The organism is Gemmatimonas groenlandica (genome assembly GCF_013004105.1).
Lineage (GTDB): Bacteria > Gemmatimonadota > Gemmatimonadetes > Gemmatimonadales > Gemmatimonadaceae > Gemmatimonas > Gemmatimonas groenlandica.
The window spans coordinates 930,530-951,894 of sequence record NZ_CP053085.1; the positions used below are offsets into that span (position 1 = coordinate 930,530).

At 64.4% G+C, this 21,365-nt stretch carries 11 protein-coding genes; 5 read left to right on the top strand and 6 right to left on the bottom strand.

The window, feature by feature from the left end:
* From HKW67_RS03875 to HKW67_RS03885, 3 genes are all read right to left on the bottom strand, one after another.
* Positions 1-8,403, bottom strand: a complete 8,403-nt coding sequence (locus tag HKW67_RS03875; RefSeq protein WP_171224139.1) for a glycoside hydrolase family 94 protein — start codon at positions 8,401-8,403, stop codon at positions 1-3.
* A gap of 364 nt (positions 8,404-8,767) precedes the next feature.
* A complete protein-coding gene (locus tag HKW67_RS03880) occupies positions 8,768-11,071 on the bottom strand; it encodes a M14 family zinc carboxypeptidase (RefSeq protein WP_171224140.1) in 2,304 nt (767 codons plus the stop codon).
* A 93-nt stretch (positions 11,072-11,164) separates the two neighbouring features.
* Positions 11,165-12,262 (bottom strand): alpha-hydroxy acid oxidase, encoded by a 1,098-nt coding sequence (locus tag HKW67_RS03885; protein ID WP_171224141.1) that lies wholly within the window; start codon positions 12,260-12,262, stop codon positions 11,165-11,167.
* A gap of 64 nt (positions 12,263-12,326) precedes the next feature.
* Between HKW67_RS03885 and HKW67_RS03890 the strand changes: the two genes are divergently transcribed.
* The 5 genes from HKW67_RS03890 (at position 12,327) to HKW67_RS03910 (ending at position 18,211) form a co-directional block, all read left to right on the top strand.
* Positions 12,327-13,367 (top strand): DUF6929 family protein, encoded by a 1,041-nt coding sequence (locus tag HKW67_RS03890; RefSeq protein WP_171224142.1) that lies wholly within the window; start codon positions 12,327-12,329, stop codon positions 13,365-13,367.
* A 64-nt stretch (positions 13,368-13,431) separates the two neighbouring features.
* The gene (locus HKW67_RS03895; protein ID WP_171224143.1) at positions 13,432-14,418 is read left to right on the top strand and encodes a polysaccharide deacetylase family protein; all 987 of its coding nucleotides are present in this window, start codon (positions 13,432-13,434) and stop codon (positions 14,416-14,418) included.
* Positions 14,418-16,358, top strand: coding sequence for a pyrroloquinoline quinone-dependent dehydrogenase (locus HKW67_RS03900; protein ID WP_171224144.1), 1,941 nt, complete (start codon positions 14,418-14,420; stop codon positions 16,356-16,358). The genes HKW67_RS03895 and HKW67_RS03900 overlap by 1 nt, the downstream gene beginning before the upstream one ends.
* Positions 16,359-16,397: 39 nt before the next feature.
* Positions 16,398-17,849: a M20/M25/M40 family metallo-hydrolase gene (locus HKW67_RS03905; RefSeq protein ID WP_171224145.1), complete on the top strand. Its 1,452-nt coding sequence runs from the start codon at positions 16,398-16,400 to the stop codon at positions 17,847-17,849.
* Between the two features lie 11 nt (positions 17,850-17,860).
* Positions 17,861-18,211, top strand: coding sequence for a hypothetical protein (locus HKW67_RS03910; RefSeq protein WP_171224146.1), 351 nt, complete (start codon positions 17,861-17,863; stop codon positions 18,209-18,211).
* 35 nt (positions 18,212-18,246) lie between these two features.
* On the opposite strand, the gene HKW67_RS03915 is transcribed toward HKW67_RS03910, so the two are convergent.
* The 3 genes from HKW67_RS03915 to HKW67_RS03925 form a co-directional block, all read right to left on the bottom strand.
* Positions 18,247-19,578 carry a hypothetical protein gene (locus HKW67_RS03915; protein WP_206044595.1) on the bottom strand — a complete coding sequence of 444 codons (1,332 nt, stop codon included), beginning with the start codon at positions 19,576-19,578 and terminating at the stop codon, positions 18,247-18,249.
* Between the two features lie 84 nt (positions 19,579-19,662).
* A complete protein-coding gene (locus tag HKW67_RS03920; protein ID WP_171224147.1) occupies positions 19,663-20,253 on the bottom strand; it encodes a YceI family protein in 591 nt (196 codons plus the stop codon).
* 140 nt (positions 20,254-20,393) lie between these two features.
* Positions 20,394-21,275: a DUF3108 domain-containing protein gene (locus HKW67_RS03925; RefSeq protein WP_206044596.1), complete on the bottom strand. Its 882-nt coding sequence runs from the start codon at positions 21,273-21,275 to the stop codon at positions 20,394-20,396.
* Positions 21,276-21,365: the final 90 nt, after the last annotated feature.

The following is a 21,365-nucleotide window of genomic DNA, read 5'->3' on the forward strand; positions in this document are numbered from 1 at the left end:
TCACCGTCGTGTCGCGACGTCGATGACTACGTGATGAACGGCGCCGTCATCGACCAACGGAATGGTATTGGTTCTGAATACGGTTCCATCGAGAGTGACGCGTGAACCACGCTGGCGCAGCAGCGCCGGGTTCCGCACGGTGATGTCATACGTCGTGCGACCGAAGCGGTACTGGATCTGAAACTCCGGCCAGTCGTGCGGCACGCACGGCTCGATGCGCAGGGTATCACCGATCTTGGTGAATCCGAGAATATTCTCGATGCCGACGCGATAGAGCCAGCTGGCCGATCCGGTGTACCACGTCCATCCTCCGCGGCCAAGTAGCATCGGCGCCGTATATACGTCGGCCGCCACCACGTACGGTTCCACCTTGTACTTCTCGACGCCTTCGGCCGTCGCGCCATGCGTGAGCGGATTGATCATCTGGAACAGTTCGTACGCGCGCTCACCGTCCCCATGCATGGCCGTGGCCAGTACGGCCCAGAGCGCGGCGTGCGTGTATTGCGCCCCGTTCTCGCGGACTCCCGGGACGTATCCGGCAATGTAGCCCGGATCGTGCGTTCCCTCGGTGAACGGCGGGGTGAGCAGCATGATCAACCGCGCATCGTCGAGTACGAGCTGCTCGTTGAGCGCTTCCATCGCCATGCGCTGGCGTGCCGTATTGCCCGCACCGGAGATCACGCTCCAACTTTGTGCGATCGAGTCGATTCGGCACTCTGAGTTCGCCGACGAGCCCATCGGCGTACCGTCGTCATAGTACGCACGCCGATACCAGCCGCCATCCCAGCCGTTCGCTTCGACGGCGAGCACGTAGGCATCTGCCTTCCGCCGCATGTCCTGCGCTTCGCCATGATCGCCGCGCGCTTCGCAGTGCGTCGCGAACGTGCGCAGTGTCGATACCAGAAACCACGCCAGCCACACACTCTCGCCCTTGCCGTCGGAACCCACGCGGCTCATGCCGTCGTTCCAGTCGCCGGTGCCGATCAACGGGAGCCCGTGCACGCCGATGGTGCAGGCCCGGCGAAGCGCCCGACGACAATGTTCGTACACGCTCCCGAAGTCTTCGGTTACGGTGGGCAAATCATAGATCTCGTGCTCGTGCGGCAGCAATTCACGCATCGACAGGAACGGTACGTATTCATCGAACACGGTCGCGTCGCCGGTAACACGGACATACTGATCGACCACGTACGGCAGCCAGACCAGGTCGTCGGAGAATCGTGTGCGCACCCCGCGCCCGCTGTGGGGATGCCACCAGTGTTGCACATCGCCTTCAAGGAATTGCCGCGACGCCGCACGCAGAATGTGCTCGCGCGCGACACCTGGCTCGGCGTACAGGAACGCCATCACGTCCTGCAGCTGGTCGCGGAAGCCGTACGCGCCGCTGCTCTGGTACAGCCCCATCCGCGCCCACATACGACACGACAGCGCTTGATAGAGCGACCACTTGTTGATCAGGATATCGAACGACGGGTCCGGCGTACGCACCGTGATGGCACGGAGTCGTGTGTCCCACGCATCGACCGTACGCCGGGCGGCGCTTGTCGCACCCGGCACAGACCGGAGTTGATCGGCGAGCCGACGCGCCTCGGCCTCCGTACGCGCCGCGCCCAGCACCACCACGATTTCACGGGAAGCGCCCGGCGGCACGACAACGTCGAATTGCAGCGCTGCACACGGATCGAGAGCGACACCGGTCATCCCGTCCAGTCCGTCCACACGGAGCGCCGCCGGGTCGGCGAGCGAGCCATTGCGCCCGAGAAAGCTGCGCCGGTTGGCCGAATAGCTGGACACTGGCTCACTGACGGCGAGGAAGGCCGTCCACTCGGCGAACTGCGCATCGAAGGTGTTCTGCGCGAGGATCGCCTGTTGCTCGGGAGCGAACCGAGTGCGGACCTGGTGCTGCGTGTCCTCACGACGCGAGCCGAGCGTCCATTCCACGAAGGCCGTGACGGAGAGCTGTCGTGTCTCGGTCGAGGTGTTGGTGATGCGCAAGCGAGAAAGCTTGGCCGCCGCATCATCCGGCATCCCAAGATGTAGCGTGGTGTGAATGCCATCGTGCTCGTGCTCAAACGTGGACTCGCCAGCCCCGTGTCGGACGAGATAGCGACCGTCATCAATCGGCGCCGGCGTGGCGCTCCATAAGTCTCCCGTGTCCACGTCCTTGAGATAGAGGACGTCACTCGTCGGATCGGAGACCGGATCGTTGTGCCACGGCGTCACGCGATAGAAGAACGCATTCTCCGCCCACATGCAGCCGGCGCCGCGTTCGGTAACGAGGAATCCACCGTGCGGATTGCCGATCACGTTCGACCACGGTGCCGGAGGAAGCTGTTCGTCGTCGACTCGGATGAGATAGTCACCCTCGTCGTCGAAGCTGCCGATCCCGTTGTCGAATCGCGCGCTCGTCGGCAGTGTCGGCAGGCTATCCGGCTCTGCGCGCGCGCGAAGGATCCGTGGCATCAACGGTTTGACCAGCGGTCGAAGCGCCGACACCAGTGATGCGATCGCACCCGGGCGATCAACCGGCACGATCCCCATGGTCGAACTGCTTGGCGTGCTGCGCTCGAGCGTGCGGGTGGCGAGACTCTGCGACGCATTGCGCTGTCGATCGCTGGCCTGGAGGGCCACGCTCTCGAGAATGCGGGTCAGCGAGCGGCCGTCGCAGGTGAGCTGCACCCGTGACGTGGCCGACAACATGAGGTAGTCGACCGTTGAGAACGCGTCGAGTCGACGCACGAACACGCCGCCGGGCTTATCGATCAGCGCGGCGTCATTGGTCGAGATGACAGCCTCGGTGATGGCGTCGCGCAGCTCCTGCAGATAGTCATGGCCGGACGCATTGATGATGACGAGATCGACCGTGAGCCCGCGCCGACTCCAGAACCGGTGGGCGACGAGCAGTTCCCGCAACGTCGGGAGACCGTCCATCGAGTCGATGGTCGCCAGTACGATGGGGCGATCACCGGAGATCCCGTACATCCAAAGTTGCGGCTGCGAGCCGCGGTTGCGTCGGATCTCATCGGGCGGCGGTGCGAGTGACCCATCGCGGAACAGCAACTGAGCGGCGACCTCCTGGAACGTCGCGGCGCTGGCCGGTGTGATGCCGAGTTCACGCAATTCGAGCTGGGTCGATGTCCACGCGAAGTCGAGGGCGCGCTGCGCGGCATGATCATCGTGGTAGCGTCCCGCCAACTCGAAGGCGGCCTTGCGATTGGAAGCCACCAGTGTGGTAAAGGCCACACTCACAGCGCGCCCGGGCGTCACGCGCACGCGGGTGCGCAAGGCAAAGATCGGATCCAGCACTGGTCCGATGGTGCCGCTCAGTGCGCCGTTCGTCTCGAGTGCCGCGGGTTGACGCACGCCACGACCACGACCGAGGAATCTCGACCGGTCTGTTTCGCAGCTCACGTCCCCGACGCGATCCGGACCGGCGTCCACGACATGCACGCACCAGAGGGCCGGATCGTCAGGAGAGCGGGGTCGACGCGTGGCGGTGATGGCGGTACACCACGCATGCCACTCGGTCTCGACGAAGAGATTGGAAAAGGCCGGGTGCGCCCGATCGGCGTCGGGCGGCGCCATGACGATCTCCCCGTAGCTGGTCAGTTCGATGTCGCGAGGTTCGCTGCCCAGATTGATCAGCGTGACCCGCCGAACCTCGGCGCAATCCGCGGCAACGACGGTGATCTCCGTGCGTGTCTCGATATCGCCGTCTACGCGATGCATCGTCACGCGATCGGACGCCAGCCATACCTTACTGTGATGCGTTGGCGCACACACGGGTTGATGCGACGTGGACCAAGTGCGGCCGCTGTCCACATCCTTCACGTAGCAGTACTGCCCGAGATCGTCGCGTGTGCTGTCGGCGCGCCATCGCGTAACGGCCAGCGATTCGTAGCGGCTGTATCCGCTGCCGTTGTGGTTCAACATGACCGTGTACGGCAACGCGCCGAGCATGGCCACGCGCGGCTTCGTACGCGTGGTCGTGTCCACTTCACGAACGACCGGCTGATCGCTCGCGGTGGCGGGACGTTCGACGGGGATCCGCGGCATCTGCGCCTGACGCAGCAAGAGGCGACGGGGAATTCGCTCGTGCAGCAGCAGTTGCGCCGACTGGACGAGTGGCGCGGCATGAAAGCGGTTCTGCCAGACATCGCTGTCGAGCAGGTTGGTGAGCGCGACCACGGTCATGCCGACGTGGTGCGCCATGCTCGTGTTCACGATGGTGAAACGCTCGCCGGGAGCCGTTCTGGTGAAATCGAGCGAGTCGACGAAACCGAACTCGCCGAGCGTGCCGAGCGATTCCAAGCGGCGTAGGTTTTCGAAGGCTCGCGCCGGCTCCACCATGGCTGCGAGCGCGGTGGCGTAGGGCGCAATGACGAGATCGCGCTCGAGGCCTCGCTTGAGGGCCAGATCCGCAATGCCGAAGGCCCGGTACTGGTAGGTCAGATGCAGATCGCGCACATTGTAGGCGCTTTCGCTCACGCCCCACGGCACGTTGTGCGTTCGGCCATGCGCCGCGTGACGCTCGACGACGCCGTGATAGGTCTGATCGAGAATCGTAAACGGCAGCGACCGCATGACCAGCAGCGGCATGAGATACTCGAACATGCTTCCGCTCCACGACACCAGAGCGGTCGCCGACGAGGTGCGATTGAGCGGGCGGGCGAGCCGGAACCAGTGCTCGACCGGTACGTCATTCTTGGCGATCGCCACGAAGCTCGCCAAACGCGCCTCGGACGCCAGCAGGTCGTAGAAGGATTCGTCGGCCGTCAGTGACTCGGTGTGGTACCCGATGGTGAAAAGTTTCCGCTTTGCATCGTACAGGAAGCCGAAATCCATGTCCGTCACGTACGCATCGGCCTGCTCGGCGAGCGCGAGTACGCGCGCCTCGAGCAAAGGCTCGCGCACCGCCAGCTCCAGACACGCCTGCCGCAGTGCGATGAGGTGCCCGGCAATATTCCCGCTGTCCACGGTGCTGATGTACGCCGGCTCGAGCACACGCAGATCGTGAAGGTCGTACCAGTTGAAGAAGTGGCCCTTGTGACGACGCAGTTGCTGCAACGTGCCGAACGTTCGTTCCAGTCGCTCGGTCAGGTCGGCCGACGTGATCAGGCTCAGGTCGTGCGCGCTGATCGTGGAGAGTAGTTGCAGGCCGATGTTGGTGGGCGATGTTCGCATGGCGACCACCGACTCGGGATCGAACTGCACATTGTCGGGAGCCAGCCAATGCGTCGACGCATTGACGAACCGATCGAAAAAGCGCCAGTGCAATGCCGCGTAGCGGCGGGCTGTCTCTCGGTCGGACGTCGAGAGGGCAGGGCGGGTTTCGACCCGCTGTTGACTGAGATACGCTGCCAGGCGCGGTGCCATGATCCAGAGTAGCACGATGCCACCCAGCAGTAGCTCAGTCGGCAGGAGCCCAAGCTGCGGTGCACCGAGTGCACGCTGCGCTCCGATACGCTGGTAGGCGATGGCGGCGGCGATAACGAACGCCGCCAGCACGGACATCCGCATCGCGTACCACGTCTCCTGTCCGACGTCGTCCACACTGCGCTCAACGGTCGACGCCGTGCGCCATTCGAGCATGTGCTTGCGGGATACGTACAGTCGGTAGAGCGAGCGGACGATGGCGTCGATCGAGATCAGCGTCTGATGCAACAGGAACACGAGTGCGAGGCCCGCCTGCTGAACCGACACCATGGCATCCTGTCCGACCGCCGCGTAGTACGTGCGCCAGGACTTGTCGCGTGGCGGGCGCACCAGCGCCAAGGCGAGCGACGTCGCCCAGGGCGCGATGATCGCGCCGATCGCGAGCAGCGTCCAACGAATGACGGAGCCGGGCAGCACCGACCAGGCAGCCAGCAGGAACGCCAATTGCGCCAGCTCCACCGTGCTGCGACGCATATTGTCCAGCACCTTCCAGCGAGAAAGCAAGGAGAGCCGGTTCCGTTCGGTGCCCTCCGCACTCGGTACGCGTGGCCCAAGCCACGGCATGAGTTGCCAGTCACCGCGGATCCAGCGGTGCTTGCGGCGCGTGAAGGCTACGTAAGACGACGGGTAGTCATCGTACACGATGACATCGGTCGCGAGGCCGGCCCGCGCGTAGTTACCTTCGATGAGATCGTGCGACAGCAGCGTGTTCTCAGGAAAGCGACCGTGCGTGGCGAGCTCGAAGGCGTCGACGTCGTAGATGCCCTTGCCGGTGTAGCTGCCCTCGCCGTACAGATCCTGATACACGTCCGACACGGCAGTCGAATAGGGATCTACACCCGGATGTCCCGACGAGACGGCCGCAAAGTGCGAGCGATGAGCACTCGGCAGCGACACACCGACCCGCGGCTGGAGAATGCCGTAGCCGCGCACGATCCGGCGAAGCGCGGGATCGTAGACAGCGCGGTTGAGCGGATGCGCCAATGCGCCGATCAGGGACGGAGCGGCATCCGGCGGGAGGACCGTATCGGCGTCGAGCGTGATGACGTACTTCACTCCACGCAGCGCATCCGGATCACCGATGATGGTGGAGAAGGCGCTCGTCGGTATGATCGTGTGGTCGATCGGCGGGTCGGTGGTGCGTCCGTCCGCTCGCAGCACCCGATTGAACTCGGCGAGCTTGCCGCGCTTGCGCTCCCAGCCCATCCAAACGCCCTGCTGCGCGTTCCATCGCCGCGGACGATGCAGCAGATGAAATGGCGTGATCTCGTCGTGCGCATAGCGCGCATTCAACTGTGTCACGCCGTCGATGGCTTGAGTCAGCAGCGCCGCATCGGTCGGCGCGCTCTCCGTGGCGGCGTCTGTGAAGTCGCTGAGGATCGCGAAGTGCAGATGCGCTTCGCGATTGGCGAGAAACTGTACTTCGATCGTTTCGAGCGCATCGGCGACGTCCTCGCTGGTGCCGAAGAGCGTCGGGATCACCACCGCGGTTCGGTACTGCGACGGCACGCCGAGGGCGTGCAGGTCGAGCCGCGGCAGTACGTTCGGCGGCAGCCACGTGGTCACGAGCTGGTTCAGCACCGTCACGGAAATGTCCAACGCCGGCAGAAACGCAAAGAGCAGGATCAGCCAGAATGACGCGCGGGCATCAGGTTCAACGAGCGCGACGACAGCGAGGATCGCGAGGATCGTACAGGCGATCAGCCCGCCGACGAACACCACGTTTGGATGCGTGCGTACGCCCCGCTCGAGTCGTTCGGCCAGCGTTGGCGTATAGCCTGCTGTGCGCTCGAGTTCGCGCACGCCGTCATCCACGAGGAAGTAGCCCACGTGCCTCTGCCGGACGCCGTCGCCCCGATCCCTGTCGCCGAGCGGGCGATGGCAGAGATCCACTGCCCATTGCGCGACACTGGCCTCACGGTGACCGGTTCGTTTGGCAATGCGTTCGACCACATGCCTGTACGAGTCGCGTGTGGCGAAGGTCATCTGCGGGTAGAACCCGGATGGGTCGTCGCGCAGCGTCGCCTCCAGAATGCTTTGATGCTCGACGAAGGTGCGCCAGTCGCGTCGCCCAACATCCCGCAAGCTGGTGATGCCGTTGGCCATCATCAGCTGCGTCAGCGTGAGACGCTGGGCCGAGAGCGCAACGGCGTTTTCGGGAGCAAGGCCCGCGTCGCGCAGCCACTGTTCGAGCCACGCGAGGGCCGGCGAGGCGCCTTCCGCATGTCGGAGTGTTTGCAGGAACTGTGAGACGAAGTGCGGTGTGAGCGCGAGCTCCGCGTCGGCAAACTCCCGAAGGGCCGCCCTGAGCTCGGATCCGCCTTTGGTGTTGGCCTCCAGAATGTGCGCGGCCCACCGCTGCGCGGCCTCGAGCTCATCAAGACGCTGGACGGTTCGCAGGGCCATGCGCCGGATGCTTTCGATCAGGCCGAGTCGCAGCATCGCCGGCATGGCCCAGAGTTCGCCGATCGCGAGCGGAGTGACACTCTGAAAGGCCTCGACGAACAGGTCTACGTTCTCGAGGTTGATGCGTGCTTCGCTGTGTGAGATCAGCGAGATCGCGATCTCGTACACGCGCGGATAGCCGGTGAGCGGACCGGCGGCCAGTTCAGGGAGCTCACGGTAGTAGCTCCCGGGCAGGCTTTCGCGCACCTCGAGCAGATGCTCCTGCACGACGTGATAGTTGTCGAGCAGCCATTCCGCGGCCGGACCGGCATCGACGCCGTCTTCGCCTGCTCGCAGCAGGCGCCCGTGTGCGTCCGCGAGAATATTGCGGGTATTCGCCAATCGGGCGAGCAGTCGCGCCGGCCGCAGCGCGCGGCGCTGATCGGCGAGCCGTTGGCCCCGGGCTACGGCCCGGGCGCGAGCGGCCAGATGCTCCGTGCCAAGCAGATCACCATGAATCGGACCGGCGAGCAATTCGTCCGACGCGTCAATGCGATCCCGTTCCAACCACGAGATGTTCACGCGAGACACCTCGCGGCCATCCGATCAGCCCTCGCGCGCTCGGCGCCAGAGAAGTCGAACCAGTGACGAGGGCAGGGTCGGTGCGAAGAGCGAGTCAACGGGCAGATCCGTGTGCAAAAGGGAGACACGGATCACATATCACTCTCGGATCCGCAACTCCTCTTGTGCACAACTCGGGCCCGCCGTACTGCCGAGCGGGGCGATACGGACGCGCACGCATGCGCAGGCACCGACGACGCTTAACTCATCTGTGGTACCGTCGTGAACGGTTGATGGCGAAAGTCGGTGCAGCCCTGCGGCGTCAGGCTGACCGTCATACCACTGACGCACCGGCTTTTGCGCGCCGCGGCTAGGCGTCCACGGCCTAGCGCAGAATCGCACTCCAGATGAGAGGCCAGGTCGCGTTGGTTTGCGCGCGATACTGCGGGCGGAAACCGTAGAGATAGACATGGCCCGTCCCAACCGCGGCATCGACCATCGCGGCGCGGCCGTTCAGGCGTGCTCCGCCCAGAAGCCAGCCGGAGAGCAGTGGATCGCCCGCCGATTGATAGCGCAACACGACGCTCGCTTTGGTTGTGTCGGTTATCGCAAACGTGGGACTGTCCTCGAACCAGACGGCAGGTGTCGGGGCACGGTAGGTCGCTGCGACCGGATGCGCGCGATTCACCTCGACGGCGAACATCGAGCCCGGTGCGTAGAAGTCGGTGTTGCGCACATTCGCCAGGACATTCGTGACGGGCAGCGCCAGCGCTTCGATGGCATACTCACTGGCCTCGTTGAAGGCGAGCAACGCGCCACCTTCCGCCACAAAGGCCTTGAGGGCAGCGGCGCCGGCCTCACCGAGGCCGCCACGCAGGGAATCCGGATACGGCGCCGCGAGGCCGCGACGGAGCTGTGCGGCGGGCTGATCCGGCAGCAGAATCGCGTCGAATTTCGCCCGCAGTCCGCCGGCGCGGACATCACGATCGTGCAGCGTGGTGAACGGAATGCGGTTGGCGTCGAACACCCACCGTGTCCACCCTTCGTCCATCGACGCGCTGTAGCTCTGGTAAATGGCGATGCGCTTGCCACTCGTGCCACTCAAGCCCGATACGTTGTACGTCGGCTCGGCCACCGGCTTCACGACGGCACCGAGTTGCATCGTCGGTGCTTTCACCGCCTGGATATCCACGCCGAACAACAGCGGCAGCGTGTGCGCCGTGACGTCGTATGGACGTTTCGGCGGACCCCCCGGGTACTCCTGCAGATTCGGGTAGGCCTGTCGCTCCAGCAACGCCTTGGCATACGACCCGAATGGTTGTGCGGTCGGCACGAGGTAGCTGCCAGCAGGCTGACTTTCGTGGACCACCACTTGCCCGTGCTGCAGCGTCCACAGCAGTCGCGTGAGGGCGGCGGGATCGCTCTGTTGTTTCGAAATCACGTACATCGCTGGCACGTCGGTCGTCGTCCACGGATGATCAGCCGCCAGCGCCCGCTCACCAAGCGTCGCATAGCTCTCGAGCCAAGCGCCGCGGTCGCGCGCCGCCTGCACCAGCAGCGCCCACGTCGCGCTCACCTGATACGACACGATGTCGCCGATGCCCCAGCGACCGCCCGGCCACACCGCGGGAAAATTCCACGATGCGACCTTGGCGTCATAACCGCGCCCTGTGCCGAGCTTGTCGAACGGGAGATCAATCGACGACGCCAGTCGTGCACTCGCCGTTTCCGTGAGAATACGCGCACCGCGGTGATTCAGCGAATACTGGCGCGCCGGTGACCATTGATCGTACGACGCGTTGGTGGCAATGCCCGTCTTGCCGTCGGCGGTCATGCGCCACGCCATCGCCATGCCCAGCGCGTTGGTGCTCGCGGTGAGAATTGGGTCGATGTTTGGCTCGAGCGGATCCATGTACGGCGGAATGAAGATACGGCCCGCGTTGGCGCCTTGCTGGTGCACATCGTTCACGATCTGCGGCGTCCACGGCGAATACAGCGAGTCCACCGTATAGCGGGTCTCCTTCTGCGTGAAGGCGTACCAGTCGCGGTTGTTGTCGTGTCCCGTGTAGAAGTGGTACAGCGACGGCGGATTCGTGCCTTCGGCCGGCGTGTCGAGTGTGCTGCGATACCAGTCACCGACGATATCGACGCCGTCGGGGTTCTGGCTTGGCACCATCATGATGATCGTGTTGGCGAGAATCGACTTGGCTTCCGGTGTGTCGGCGCGTGCGAGGCGGTCGGCGACCACCAGCGGCGTCAGAAATCCCCCGACTTCGTTGGAGTGAATGCTCGACGTGATCAGAATGACGTTCTTGCCTTGTGCAATCAGCGATGCTCGCATGGCCGCCGTGCGCAAACGTGGATCCATCAGTTGCTGCTGGATCTTCTGATAGCGCGGCAGGTTGGCGAGCGTGGCCGAGTCGCTGATGAAGGCCACGATGAACGGACGTCCCAGCGTGGTCTTGCCCAGCGTACGCACCGAGACATGCGGGCTGGCCTTATCGACGGCCGCGAAGTAGTCCGTCACTTGCTTCCACGAAGGGAGCTTTCGATCGGCGCCAGGCTCCCACCCGAGAATACTCGCCGGCGAGGGAATCGCGGGCGTCGCGCGTCGTTGCGCGCCAGCGGTGGTGGCCGACGACACGAGGCAGAGTGCGGCCAACGTACGCGAAACGAAAGCACGGGTCATCGGAGCACCATTCGGGTTTCGGGTGAGCTGCTCCGAGACAATCTGCGGCGAAAGGTCCCGCTTGGGAAACGACCGCGCGACCGCGAGCCGTCGTCAGGCGATCAGGTCGGCTGTGACCTCGGCCGGCGTGCGACAGCCGGCGAGCGCAAGGGCGAGGTCGCATTCGTCCTTCAACAACTGCAGCACCTGCTTCGCGCCTGGCTGGCCGTTCACCGCGAGCCCCCAGAGCACCGGGCGTCCAAGGAGGACGGCCTGGGCACCCATGGCGAGCGCCTTGATCACATCGGTGCCTCGGCGAATGCCACCGTCCACGAGCACGGTGCCGCGCCCGCGAAGGGCGTCGGCCACCCCGGGTAACGCGCGGGCGGTGGGGATCGCGGTGTCGAGCTGACGGCCGCCGTGGTTGGATACGATCACGCCGGCCGCGCCGTGCTCGATGGCCAGCACCGCATCGTCGCCTCGGACGACGCCCTTCACCAGAATAGGGAGCGTCGTAATCGACCGCAGCCAGGCGAGGTCGCGCCACGCGATCGACGGATCCCAGTGTCGATCGAAGAACTCCGCCAGCGCCGAGATCTGCGACCCAGTTACATCACGATCAGCGGCGAGCGTGTCACGCAGCGTTACCCCGAGATTGGGCACCGGCACGTCCGGCGGCAGGTGAAGGCCGTTGAGGAGATCGCGCTCCCGCCTTCCCAGGAGCGGCGCGTCAACGGCCAGTACGAGTGCCGTGCACCCCGCGCGCTCGGCCCGCCGCACGAGCTCCGCCGTTACGCCGCGATCGCGATAGATGTAGAGCTGAAACCAGAGGGGACCCGACGTGCCGGCGCGCACGGCCTCGATCGTCCGGTTCGACAGCGTCGAGAGAATCATACCCGCGCCCGTCGCCTCCGCCGCCATCGCCGTGGCGACCTCGCCGTCCGCATGCGCGAGCTGCTGGAACGCCATCGGGGCCACGAACACGGGCCAATCGAGGGTGTGCCCAAGGACTTCGGTGCGCTGTGAGCGCTCGGAGACGTCCCGCAGCACCCGATATCGCAGGGTGATGTCATTCCAGGCCGCGTGTGCCGCGCCCAGCGCCACCTCGTCGTTCGCGCCACCGGCGTAGTAGTCGTAGACCATGCGCGGCAGCACGTCGGCGGCAGCGGCCTCAAAATTGTGCAGATTGATCAGTGGCGTCGACGTGGGCATGCTTGAACATTGCACCGGTCGAGCCATTGCGCACGCGTCTCTTCATCAGGTCAGTGCCCCGTCCATGATTCACGCCCAGCACGATCCGGCGCTCGTTGTCCGCCTTGTCCGCCAGCTACCGCTGCACTACGCGGACGGCGCGGACCCCTCCGTTGATCGCCCAGCGCACGTGCGGGCTGGTTCCGGATTGGCGTGGGTTGGCGAGCGGCTCGCCATCGTGCAGGACGACGCCAACTTCATCGCCTTGGTTGATCCCGCGTCGGGTCATGCGACCGCCGTGGTGCTGCCAGCCGGCGAAAGCGGGGTGCGCCAGTTCGATACGGGTCGCGGCAACAAGAAGCAGAAGTTCGATCTTGAAGCACTGGTCAGCGTTGATTCCCCCGACGGCCCCTTCTTGCTGGCCATCGGCTCCGGGTCGTCCAAGCGCCGCGAGCGCATGGTCACGGTGAAGCGCGCTGGTGAAGCCGACGAAGCGCTGTCGCTCATCGCGGCGCCGGGACTTTACGATGTGCTGCGTCAGGCGACCGATTTCTCGGGGAGTGACATGAACATCGAAGGCGCGGTGTGCATCGGCGATGTGTTACGACTCTTCGGGCGCGGCAACGGGGAGGCGAGCAAACGCCATCTGCCCCTCGACGCCACCTGTGATCTGCACTGGCCCTCGGTACGGGATTATCTCGACGCGCCGGATAGCGTGGAGCCGCCCATGCCCCGGCGGTTGCGACAGTATTCCCTCGGCGAGGCCAACGGCGTGCGCCTGAGTTTCACCGACGCCACGGTCGCGTGGGGCGATCGGTCGGCGCAGCCGGTAGTGCTCTACACGGCCGCCGCCGAAGGCTCACCTGACTCCCGGCGCGACGGCGAGGTGGCCGGTAGCGCCATCGGCTTCCTCGACCCGCGTTGTGAGGGGACGGTGATGCGCTACGCGTTGTTACGCGACATGCAGGGTGAGCTGCTGCCGCTCAAGGTCGAGGGAATCGCCTGCGGTCGCGCCGACCAGCGCCAGGTCTTTGTGGTGCTCGATGTCGACAATCCCGACGCACCGTCGATGCTGTGCGAGTTGCGTCTGGAGGGTCCGTGGCCGTCGCTGGATACACCCGGATAGCGCTCAAGACGATTCGCTGATAGAACAGTGTAGCTCGACCTCCACTCCTCGCCCGCCCCCGACCATGCTTCGATTCCCGCTCGCGCTGCTGTTGGCCTGTTGTCCCGCCATCCTCCAGGCGCAGGCGCAGCCTGTGCCGATCACGACCGCCAAGCCGGGATGGAAGTGGACCATGGACAGTGTACACACCGTGGTCAACGAAGTCCGCGCCGGCCGCTCGCTGCAGCCGGCGGCGTGGCCGAATGGGTCGCGCGTCGCGGTGCTGCTCTCGTTCGACGTCGACAACGAGACGATCGCGATCCGCTACGGTGAGCCCACGGTGGGATCGTTGGCTGAGATGCAGTACGGCGCACGTGTAGGATTGCCGCGCATCATGCGCTTGCTCGACAAGCACGAGATTCCCGCGTCGTTCTTTATCCCCTCGGTGAGCCTGGCGATTACGCCATCGATGGCCGATCTGATCAAGAAGAGCGGTCGACATGAATTTGCCGTGCATGGTTGGATTCACGAGCTGAACATGACGCTCCCCGATTCGGCCGAACGCGCGTTGCTCGCGAAGGCCGTCGCCGAACTCACGGCGCTGACCGGGCAGAAGCCAACCGGCTACCGCGCACCGAGCTGGAATTTCAGTCCGAATACGTTGGCGATTCTTCGTGACATGGGCTTCCGCTACGAGAGCTCGCTCATGGCCGATGATGCACCCTACGAGTTGGTGCAACGCGGGCAACCCACCGGACTCGTGGAGTTGCCGGTGCAATGGATTCTCGACGATGCGCCGCTGTTCGATCCGCGCGGCGAGCGCTACATGAATCCGCGCGATGTCGCTCGCGTCTGGATGGACGAGTTCGACAAGGCGTACGAGGAGGGTACGATGTTCGTGCTCACGCTGCATCCCCATGTGTCGGGGCATCGCTCCCGTATTGTGGCCCTCGAGCTGCTGATCGCGCACATCCAGGCCAAAGGGGCCGGCAAGGTGTGGTGGGCCACGCACGCGGAGGTCGCCGAGTACGTGCGCAAGGCGTCGAAACTCGGCGAACCGAGGGCCCGATAGTGCGCGCCCTGCTTCGCTCGGCGACGTTGTCGCTCCTCGTCGGTGCCACGCCGGCGTTCGCGCAGCGCGTGGATTGGGCGAATACCAGTGGAGATCCCGGCGCTATGCGCTATGCGCCTCTGGCGGACATCGACCGCAACAATGTGGGTCGACTCAAGCTCGCCTGGCGGTGGAACACCGGCGAGCGCAGCGTGCGAGCCAGCGCGAATCAGAAGGCCGCGCGTCCCGGATTATTTCAGGCGTCACCGATCGTGCTCGGCGATACCATGTACGTCTCAACGCCGTACGCGGCGGTGGCCGCGCTCGACGCGCGCACCGGTCGCGAGTTGTGGAAGTTCGATCCGGAAATGTGGCGCACCGGACAGCCGTCGAACGGCACCGGTTTCGTGCACCGTGGCGTGGCCACGTGGGCATCGTCAACGCAGCGACGGATCTTCATCAATGCACGTTGGAAGTTGATCGCGCTCGATGCCGCCACGGGCAAACCCATCCCGTCGTTCGGCGTAAACGGCGAAGTCGATCTCACGAAAGAGCTTCGTCGCGCCGTGAACCAGTTGCAGTACACGAACACCTCTCCCCCGGTGGTCTATGGCGACCTGGTGATCGTGGGGAATGGCGTGGGCGATCGCATTCGCTATCGCAACGATCCGCCCGGCGACGTGCAAGCGTTCGATGTGAACACCGGCAAGCGCGTCTGGAGCTTTCACACGGTGCCCGATTCCGGCGAAGTCGGCTGGGACACCTGGGAAGACGGCTCGTACAAGTACATGGGGCACACCAACGTGTGGGCACCAATGAGCCTCGACGCGGCGCGTGGATTGTTGTTTCTGCCGGTGTCAACACCCACAAACGATTGGTATGGCGGCGATCGCAAGGGCGACAACCTTTTCGCCGAATCCGTCGTCGCGCTGAATGCCAAAACGGGCGCGCGCGTCTGGCACTATCAGATCGTGCATCACGGACTGTGGGACTACGATCTGCCGGCACCGCCGGTGCTAGCCACTATTACCTGGAACGGTAGGCCGCGCGATGTCGTGGCGGTTCCGTCGAAGACTGCATGGATCTACGTGTTCGACCGTGAGACCGGGGCGCCGATCTGGCCGATCGTGGAGCGCCCGGTGCCCAAGAGCGACGTGCCGGGGGAGCGTGCCGCACTGACCCAGCCGATGCCGACCAATCCCGCCCCGTTTACCCGCCAAACGGTGAGCGAGAACGATCTCATTGATTTCACGCCGGAGCTCAGGCGTCGCGCGCTCGAGGTGTTCTCGAAGTATCGCAGCGGTCCGATTTTCACACCGCCCTCGCTCGAAGGCACGATCGTGATGCCGGGCTCGATCGGCGGGGCAGGCTGGGGCAGCACGTCGTACGATCCCGAATCGCACACGCTGTACGTGAAGGGCACCGACAACCCGGTCGTCTATCGGGTGCAGAAGGGCGTGCCGAATGACACCATCGGATTCGAGTATACCGTCGATTTGGTGCGCAGCGGACTTGGCGTAACGGCCGATCCCGACTCGGGAAAAGCTGATCATGCGCCGCCCGAGCAGCTGCCGTTGATCAAGCCGCCATATGGCACCATGACCGCGATCAACCTCGACACCGGCAAGCGACGCTGGCAGGTGACCCTCGGCGATACACCGGCGATCCGCAATCACCCGTTGCTCGAAAACGTGAAGCTGCCTCCGCTCGGGGTGGCCGGAGCCGTGGGCGGTACGGTCACCAAAGGCGGACTGATCTTCGCCACCGGCGGCGGTTCGGTGCTCTATGCGCTCGACACGCGCGACGGCTCTGTGAAATGGCAGTTCGACCTGCCAGCAGGGCGGGGCTACGCAAACCCCATTTCGTACCGCGCGGCGAACGGGGTACAGTACATCGTGATCGCCACCGGCGGCGGTGACAACGCCGAACTGATCGCCTTTTCGCTCGACGGCAGGCACTAGATGCCGCTCGTCTTTTCATGTCCCACTCGTGGAGTTCACATGCGGCGGTTCTTCGTGCCCGTCATCGGTTTGAGCGCGACGTTCGCTGTGTCGCACGTTGCCTCGGCGCAATCACGCGCGCCGATCTTCAACCCGACCGCGCTCACGGCGCAGCAGCAGCTGTCCCGCGAGATCTACAAGGAGCTCGTCGAGATCAATACCGGCGTGGAGACCGGCAATATCACGACGGCCGCAGTGGCCATGGCCGCGCGCTTCAAAGCGGCGGGCATCGCGGAGGCCGACATCTTTGTGGGTGGACCGCGCCCGGAGAAGCACAACGTGGTGGCGCGCATTCGCGGGAAGGGCGGCCCAAATGCGCCGAAGCCGCTGCTCCTGCTCGCGCACATCGATGTCGTGGAGGCACTCAAGGCCGATTGGTCGCCCGACCTCGATCCCTTCGTGTTCACGGAGCGCGACGGCTACTACTACGGGCGGGGAACCGCTGACGATAAGGCCATGGCCTCGATCTTCGTCGCCAACGTCTATCGTATGAAGCGCGAAGGGTTCGTGCCCGATCGCGACATCATCATCGCGCTCACCGCCGATGAGGAAAGTGGTCCGGCCAATGGTGTCGATTGGCTGCTGAAGAATCACAAGGAGTTGGTGGATGCCGCGCTCGTCATCAACGAGGGCGGCGGTGGCACGCTGCGCGACGGCAAGCCGTTGTTCAATAGCGTGCAGGCGACGGAGAAGATCACGACCAACTTCACGCTGCGCGTGACCAACAAGGGCGGCCATTCTTCGGTGCCGCGCGACGACAACGCGATCACGTCGCTCTCCGACGCGCTGTCGAAAGTCGGCCGGTACAAATTCGCCATTCAGCTCAACGACGTGACACGCGCGTTCTTCACGCAGACGGCTGCGCTGGAAGAACCCGCGATGGGCAAGGCCATGAAGGCGCTGGTGGCGAATCCAGCCGACAAGGCGGCCATCGCCGTCGTGACGGCCGATCCCAAGTACAACTCGATGCTGCGCACGACCTGCGTGGCCACGGAACTGAAGGGTGGTCACGCCACGAATGCGCTGCCGCAGCTCGCCGAGGCGAACGTGAACTGCCGCGTATATCCCACGCAAACCGCGCCACAGGTGCAGGCTGAGCTGGCGAAAGCCATTGGCGACACCACGGTACAGGTGATCATCCGGTCGCAGCGGCCGGCCTCACCGCCGTCGGCGCTGCTGCCGGAGCTGATGCAAAACGTCGCCCGCATTACGAAAGAGCTGTGGGGCGAGATGCCGATCATTCCCACGATGAGCACCGGCGCGACCGATTCGCGCTTCTTCCGCGCCCTCGGCGTTCCGGCCTTTGGCGTGTCAGGACTCTTCTCCGATCCCACGGTCGACGCACGGGCGCATGGTCGCGACGAACGCATGGGCATCAAGAGCTACTACGAAGGGCAGGAGTTCCTCTATCGCCTCACCAAGGCGCTGAGCGCCAACGTGGTCGCGCAGTAAATGCGACGCGCATGATCCGTCTCGACGCCTTGAGCGCTCGCTTTCGGGCGGACACCGGACTTGGGGGCGGCGGCGCGGCCTTGGCGCTCGCGCGTGGGCTCGAGCGCATCGGATGGAGATCGGTGCGTGAGCCGACGCCCGAAGTCCTCGCCAGCTACCTGGTGATGCTCCTCGACGCCTGCGTGCATGAGCATCGCGATCTGGGGGCGCTCACGCACGGCATCGCGGCCGTCTTTCGCGATGCTGGGCCAAACCTCGACGGCGGACTACCGCCAATCGAGGCGTATCTACCGGCCGCGGAAGAGCTGCTGCAACATTACGTGAACAACGACATGTCCGAACGCCAAACGCCGATCCCGTAAGGGATCGGCGTTGGTACATCAGGGGCGAGTCGCGATCAGAAGGCGGTGACCGCCTCGATCACGAATCCTTTGAACCGGCCACCGTTGCGAATGTCCGACTTCGCAAAGCCCGTGTAGCGCTGGTCGACCAGCTCGCCCTTGAGCTCGAGGCTCTGCGTAATGAACCAGCCCGCCGCGATGTTGCTGCGCGACACGGTGATCGCCTTGTTCAGACCACCGAGATCGCCTTCCACCTGATTCCACCGGCCACCGACATACACCTTTTCGCCCGGCAGGAAGCGATAGACCGCTTCGGCCATGTACTGCTTCACTTCGCGTTCCGGTGTGTTGTCCGGCGCTGAGCGGCCCTTCGCCCCCTCGTACATGCCGAAGAGCTCGAGGCCATGAAACTTCACGAACGGGTTGATCATGTACGAGTTGCTCTTGTCGCTAAAGCCGGGGTTGATCGCACCTGATGTGAAGTTTGCGGACTCGGTCGCCTTGTCGTTCTCGAGCACGTAGTAGTAGCGTGAGCCTGCGCGGTCGCCGGCATACAGCGTGTTGCTGATCGCGCTCTTCTGCGTACGCACCGAGCCAGTGAGTCGAACGCGGAGATCGCTGTTGAGCTGACGGTCGAAGCCAAGCTTCGCCATGTACGCCGGCGCACGGTCGGCCGGGCGGGCGATGTTGCCGCGTATCTCGCCGTTGGTCATCGCGACGACACCCATCAGGCCTTTATGCCGGAGCTGTGCTTCGACGCCGACTTCGGTCGTGAACGCTTCCATGATCGCGTTACCGACGAACGGGTTGTACAGGGCCTGGCCGTTGTCCGAGCGACGGAAGTGGAAGTCGCCGTAGTTCACTTCGAAGTGACCGATTTTGAGCGTCGCGTACTTCATCAGCGTGTTGAGCGCCTTGATGTCGAGCGGCGAGTCGTCGATCTGGATGAAGCCGTCCTTCACCCATGTTTCGTTGTGGTGACGCGCCGACAGGTACGATGTGAGCTGCACACGGATGCCCTTCGCCAGCTGTGCATGCATGAACAGATTAGCCGTGGCGTTGTTGAAGCCGTTGCCGATGGTCATCAAGCGATTCTTGTTCGCATTCGCCACGCTCCCCGCGTTGCCCGGCGATGGATTCACCGCCGCCACAAAGACGGAATCGGCGGTGTTCTCGTGCGTGATACCCTGGAATTGCTGCGTGAACGCCGCGCCCCAGGCCAGCTTGAAGCCTGTGTAGGCGACGCCCGCTTCCTTCGGCGCTTCGAACACGTTGATACCCCGCGCATCTTGGGCGCGCAGGTACTGGATGGTGACCGGCTGCTGCGTCGGCGTCTTCGAGCTGTCGGTGTTCACCGCCGGCTGAGCGCCGAGGGGTGCAATCGCCATGCCGAGTAGCGAGAGTGCCAGCAGAACTTGAGTCCTTTTCATATAGTTGTCTCGGGAGGGGAGCAATGTTGGCCGGATTACCGGTCAGTGTTGAAGCAGGAGGTCGAATTGCACGGTCACGACGTTGCCGACTTTGATCGTGCCCATCATCAGCTTCGGCGGCTTGACGCCCCATTCGGTCATGTTGAGCGGCAACTTGCCCGTCACGCGCAGCGCACCGTCAGCCCGTACGAACTGCACTGGCACCGCGACCTGATGCGATTGGCCGTTCATGGTCAACGAGCCCTGTACAGTCCCGCCCTGTGGCGTGCCCTTGCTGAGGTCGTAGCCCGACAGATTGAACGTGATGTCGGGATGCTTCGCGGCCACGAGCGCCTTGCGCATGTGCTCGTTCATCGTGCCGTTCTTGCACTCGAGTTTCTCCACGGGGAACTCGACTTCAAGCGTTCCGGCGACCTTGCGACCGTTCAGGACCGCGTCCGCGACGCCGGACTCGGCGTCGATCTTCGACTCGATCTTGTCGGCCGTACAGGTCCAGGAGCGGAGAGTCGAGGTACCGTCGAACCACAGGCGACTGCCCGGAGCGAGCGTGATCCGCTCCATCGGGCTGGCGGTGGCGGCAGTGAGCAGCAGGACTGCCGAGGCGATCGTAAGATGCGAAATGCGCACGCGCATGGTGGCTTCTCCTGTATGATGAAGGCACAGCGCCGAACGGCACGCTGATACTTGTATGTTCGGCCCGTGTAGTGTGCCCCACGGTCAGGGCGATCCGGATTGTTTGTGGTGATCCGGCACGACTTCGGTCGTGAGAACCCCTACAGCGCGCAGCTGGCGGGCGCGTGTTCGGCCACGGTGGCCGTCGAGCTAACGTTCGTGAGCGTCAGCGTAGTGGTGCCGATGATCGGCATCTTGCTCGTAATCCGCACCGGCATGTGACAGCCGGCCATATCGAGATTGATGCGGATAACACCCGCGCCCTGAAATCGCTTCGGGTCGCGCACATGCATGTCAAGTACGCGCGTTCGGAAGAGTCCAGCCGGCGTGTCGACCATTTCTTCTCCACGGACGTACACGACCGTCGGATTGCGTGCTTCGTCGAAGTGACGCGAGAACGTGAACGTGCCCTCGTGATCGAGCGGGAGGCCGCGCAGGAAGTACATGAATGAGAGTTCGTCCAGGGGCAGCGTCGTGGCGAGGGATTGCGATGCGCCGTTGTTGCGCGTCCATGTGCCGGCGGAAGCATCGATCTCGACCGTCTCTTGGTCACGCGAAAGCGGATGCCGTTCGGTCTTCTCGAAGCGCGTGGTCGCGAACGTCGTGGGATCGATCCACGAGGTGGTCCGGTCGATGGCCTTGATGGGCCCGCGTTGAGCCTGCATCACGAACACCAGTCGCCAAGTGAGCGTCGCGCGCTCCATGACCGGACCCTCGACGCGCATCTGTCCCTGTCCGACGTTGCCGGCTCTGGACACGTTCACCCGATAGTCCAGCACCTCGCCCATGCCGAAGGCCGGCCGACTCGGCGCGCTCAGTGTGGCCGCGAGCGCCGGTGCGATCCCGGGTGCAGACACAGGAGGTGCACTGTGGGCGGCTTGCGCCGTCAGTTCCCCCGGACTCGTTGCGGCAAGCACGAAGAGCAGCGCGGCCGCGACCGGCACGGGCGAAGAACGGCGACGTTCGAACGAGGCGACTTGCATTGCATGGAATGCTCGGCGCTCTCTGTATTGAGGATCAGCGGGAACTTCCCCCGATTTCGTCGGGGTTCCCACCACACGGACTGGTGTTTT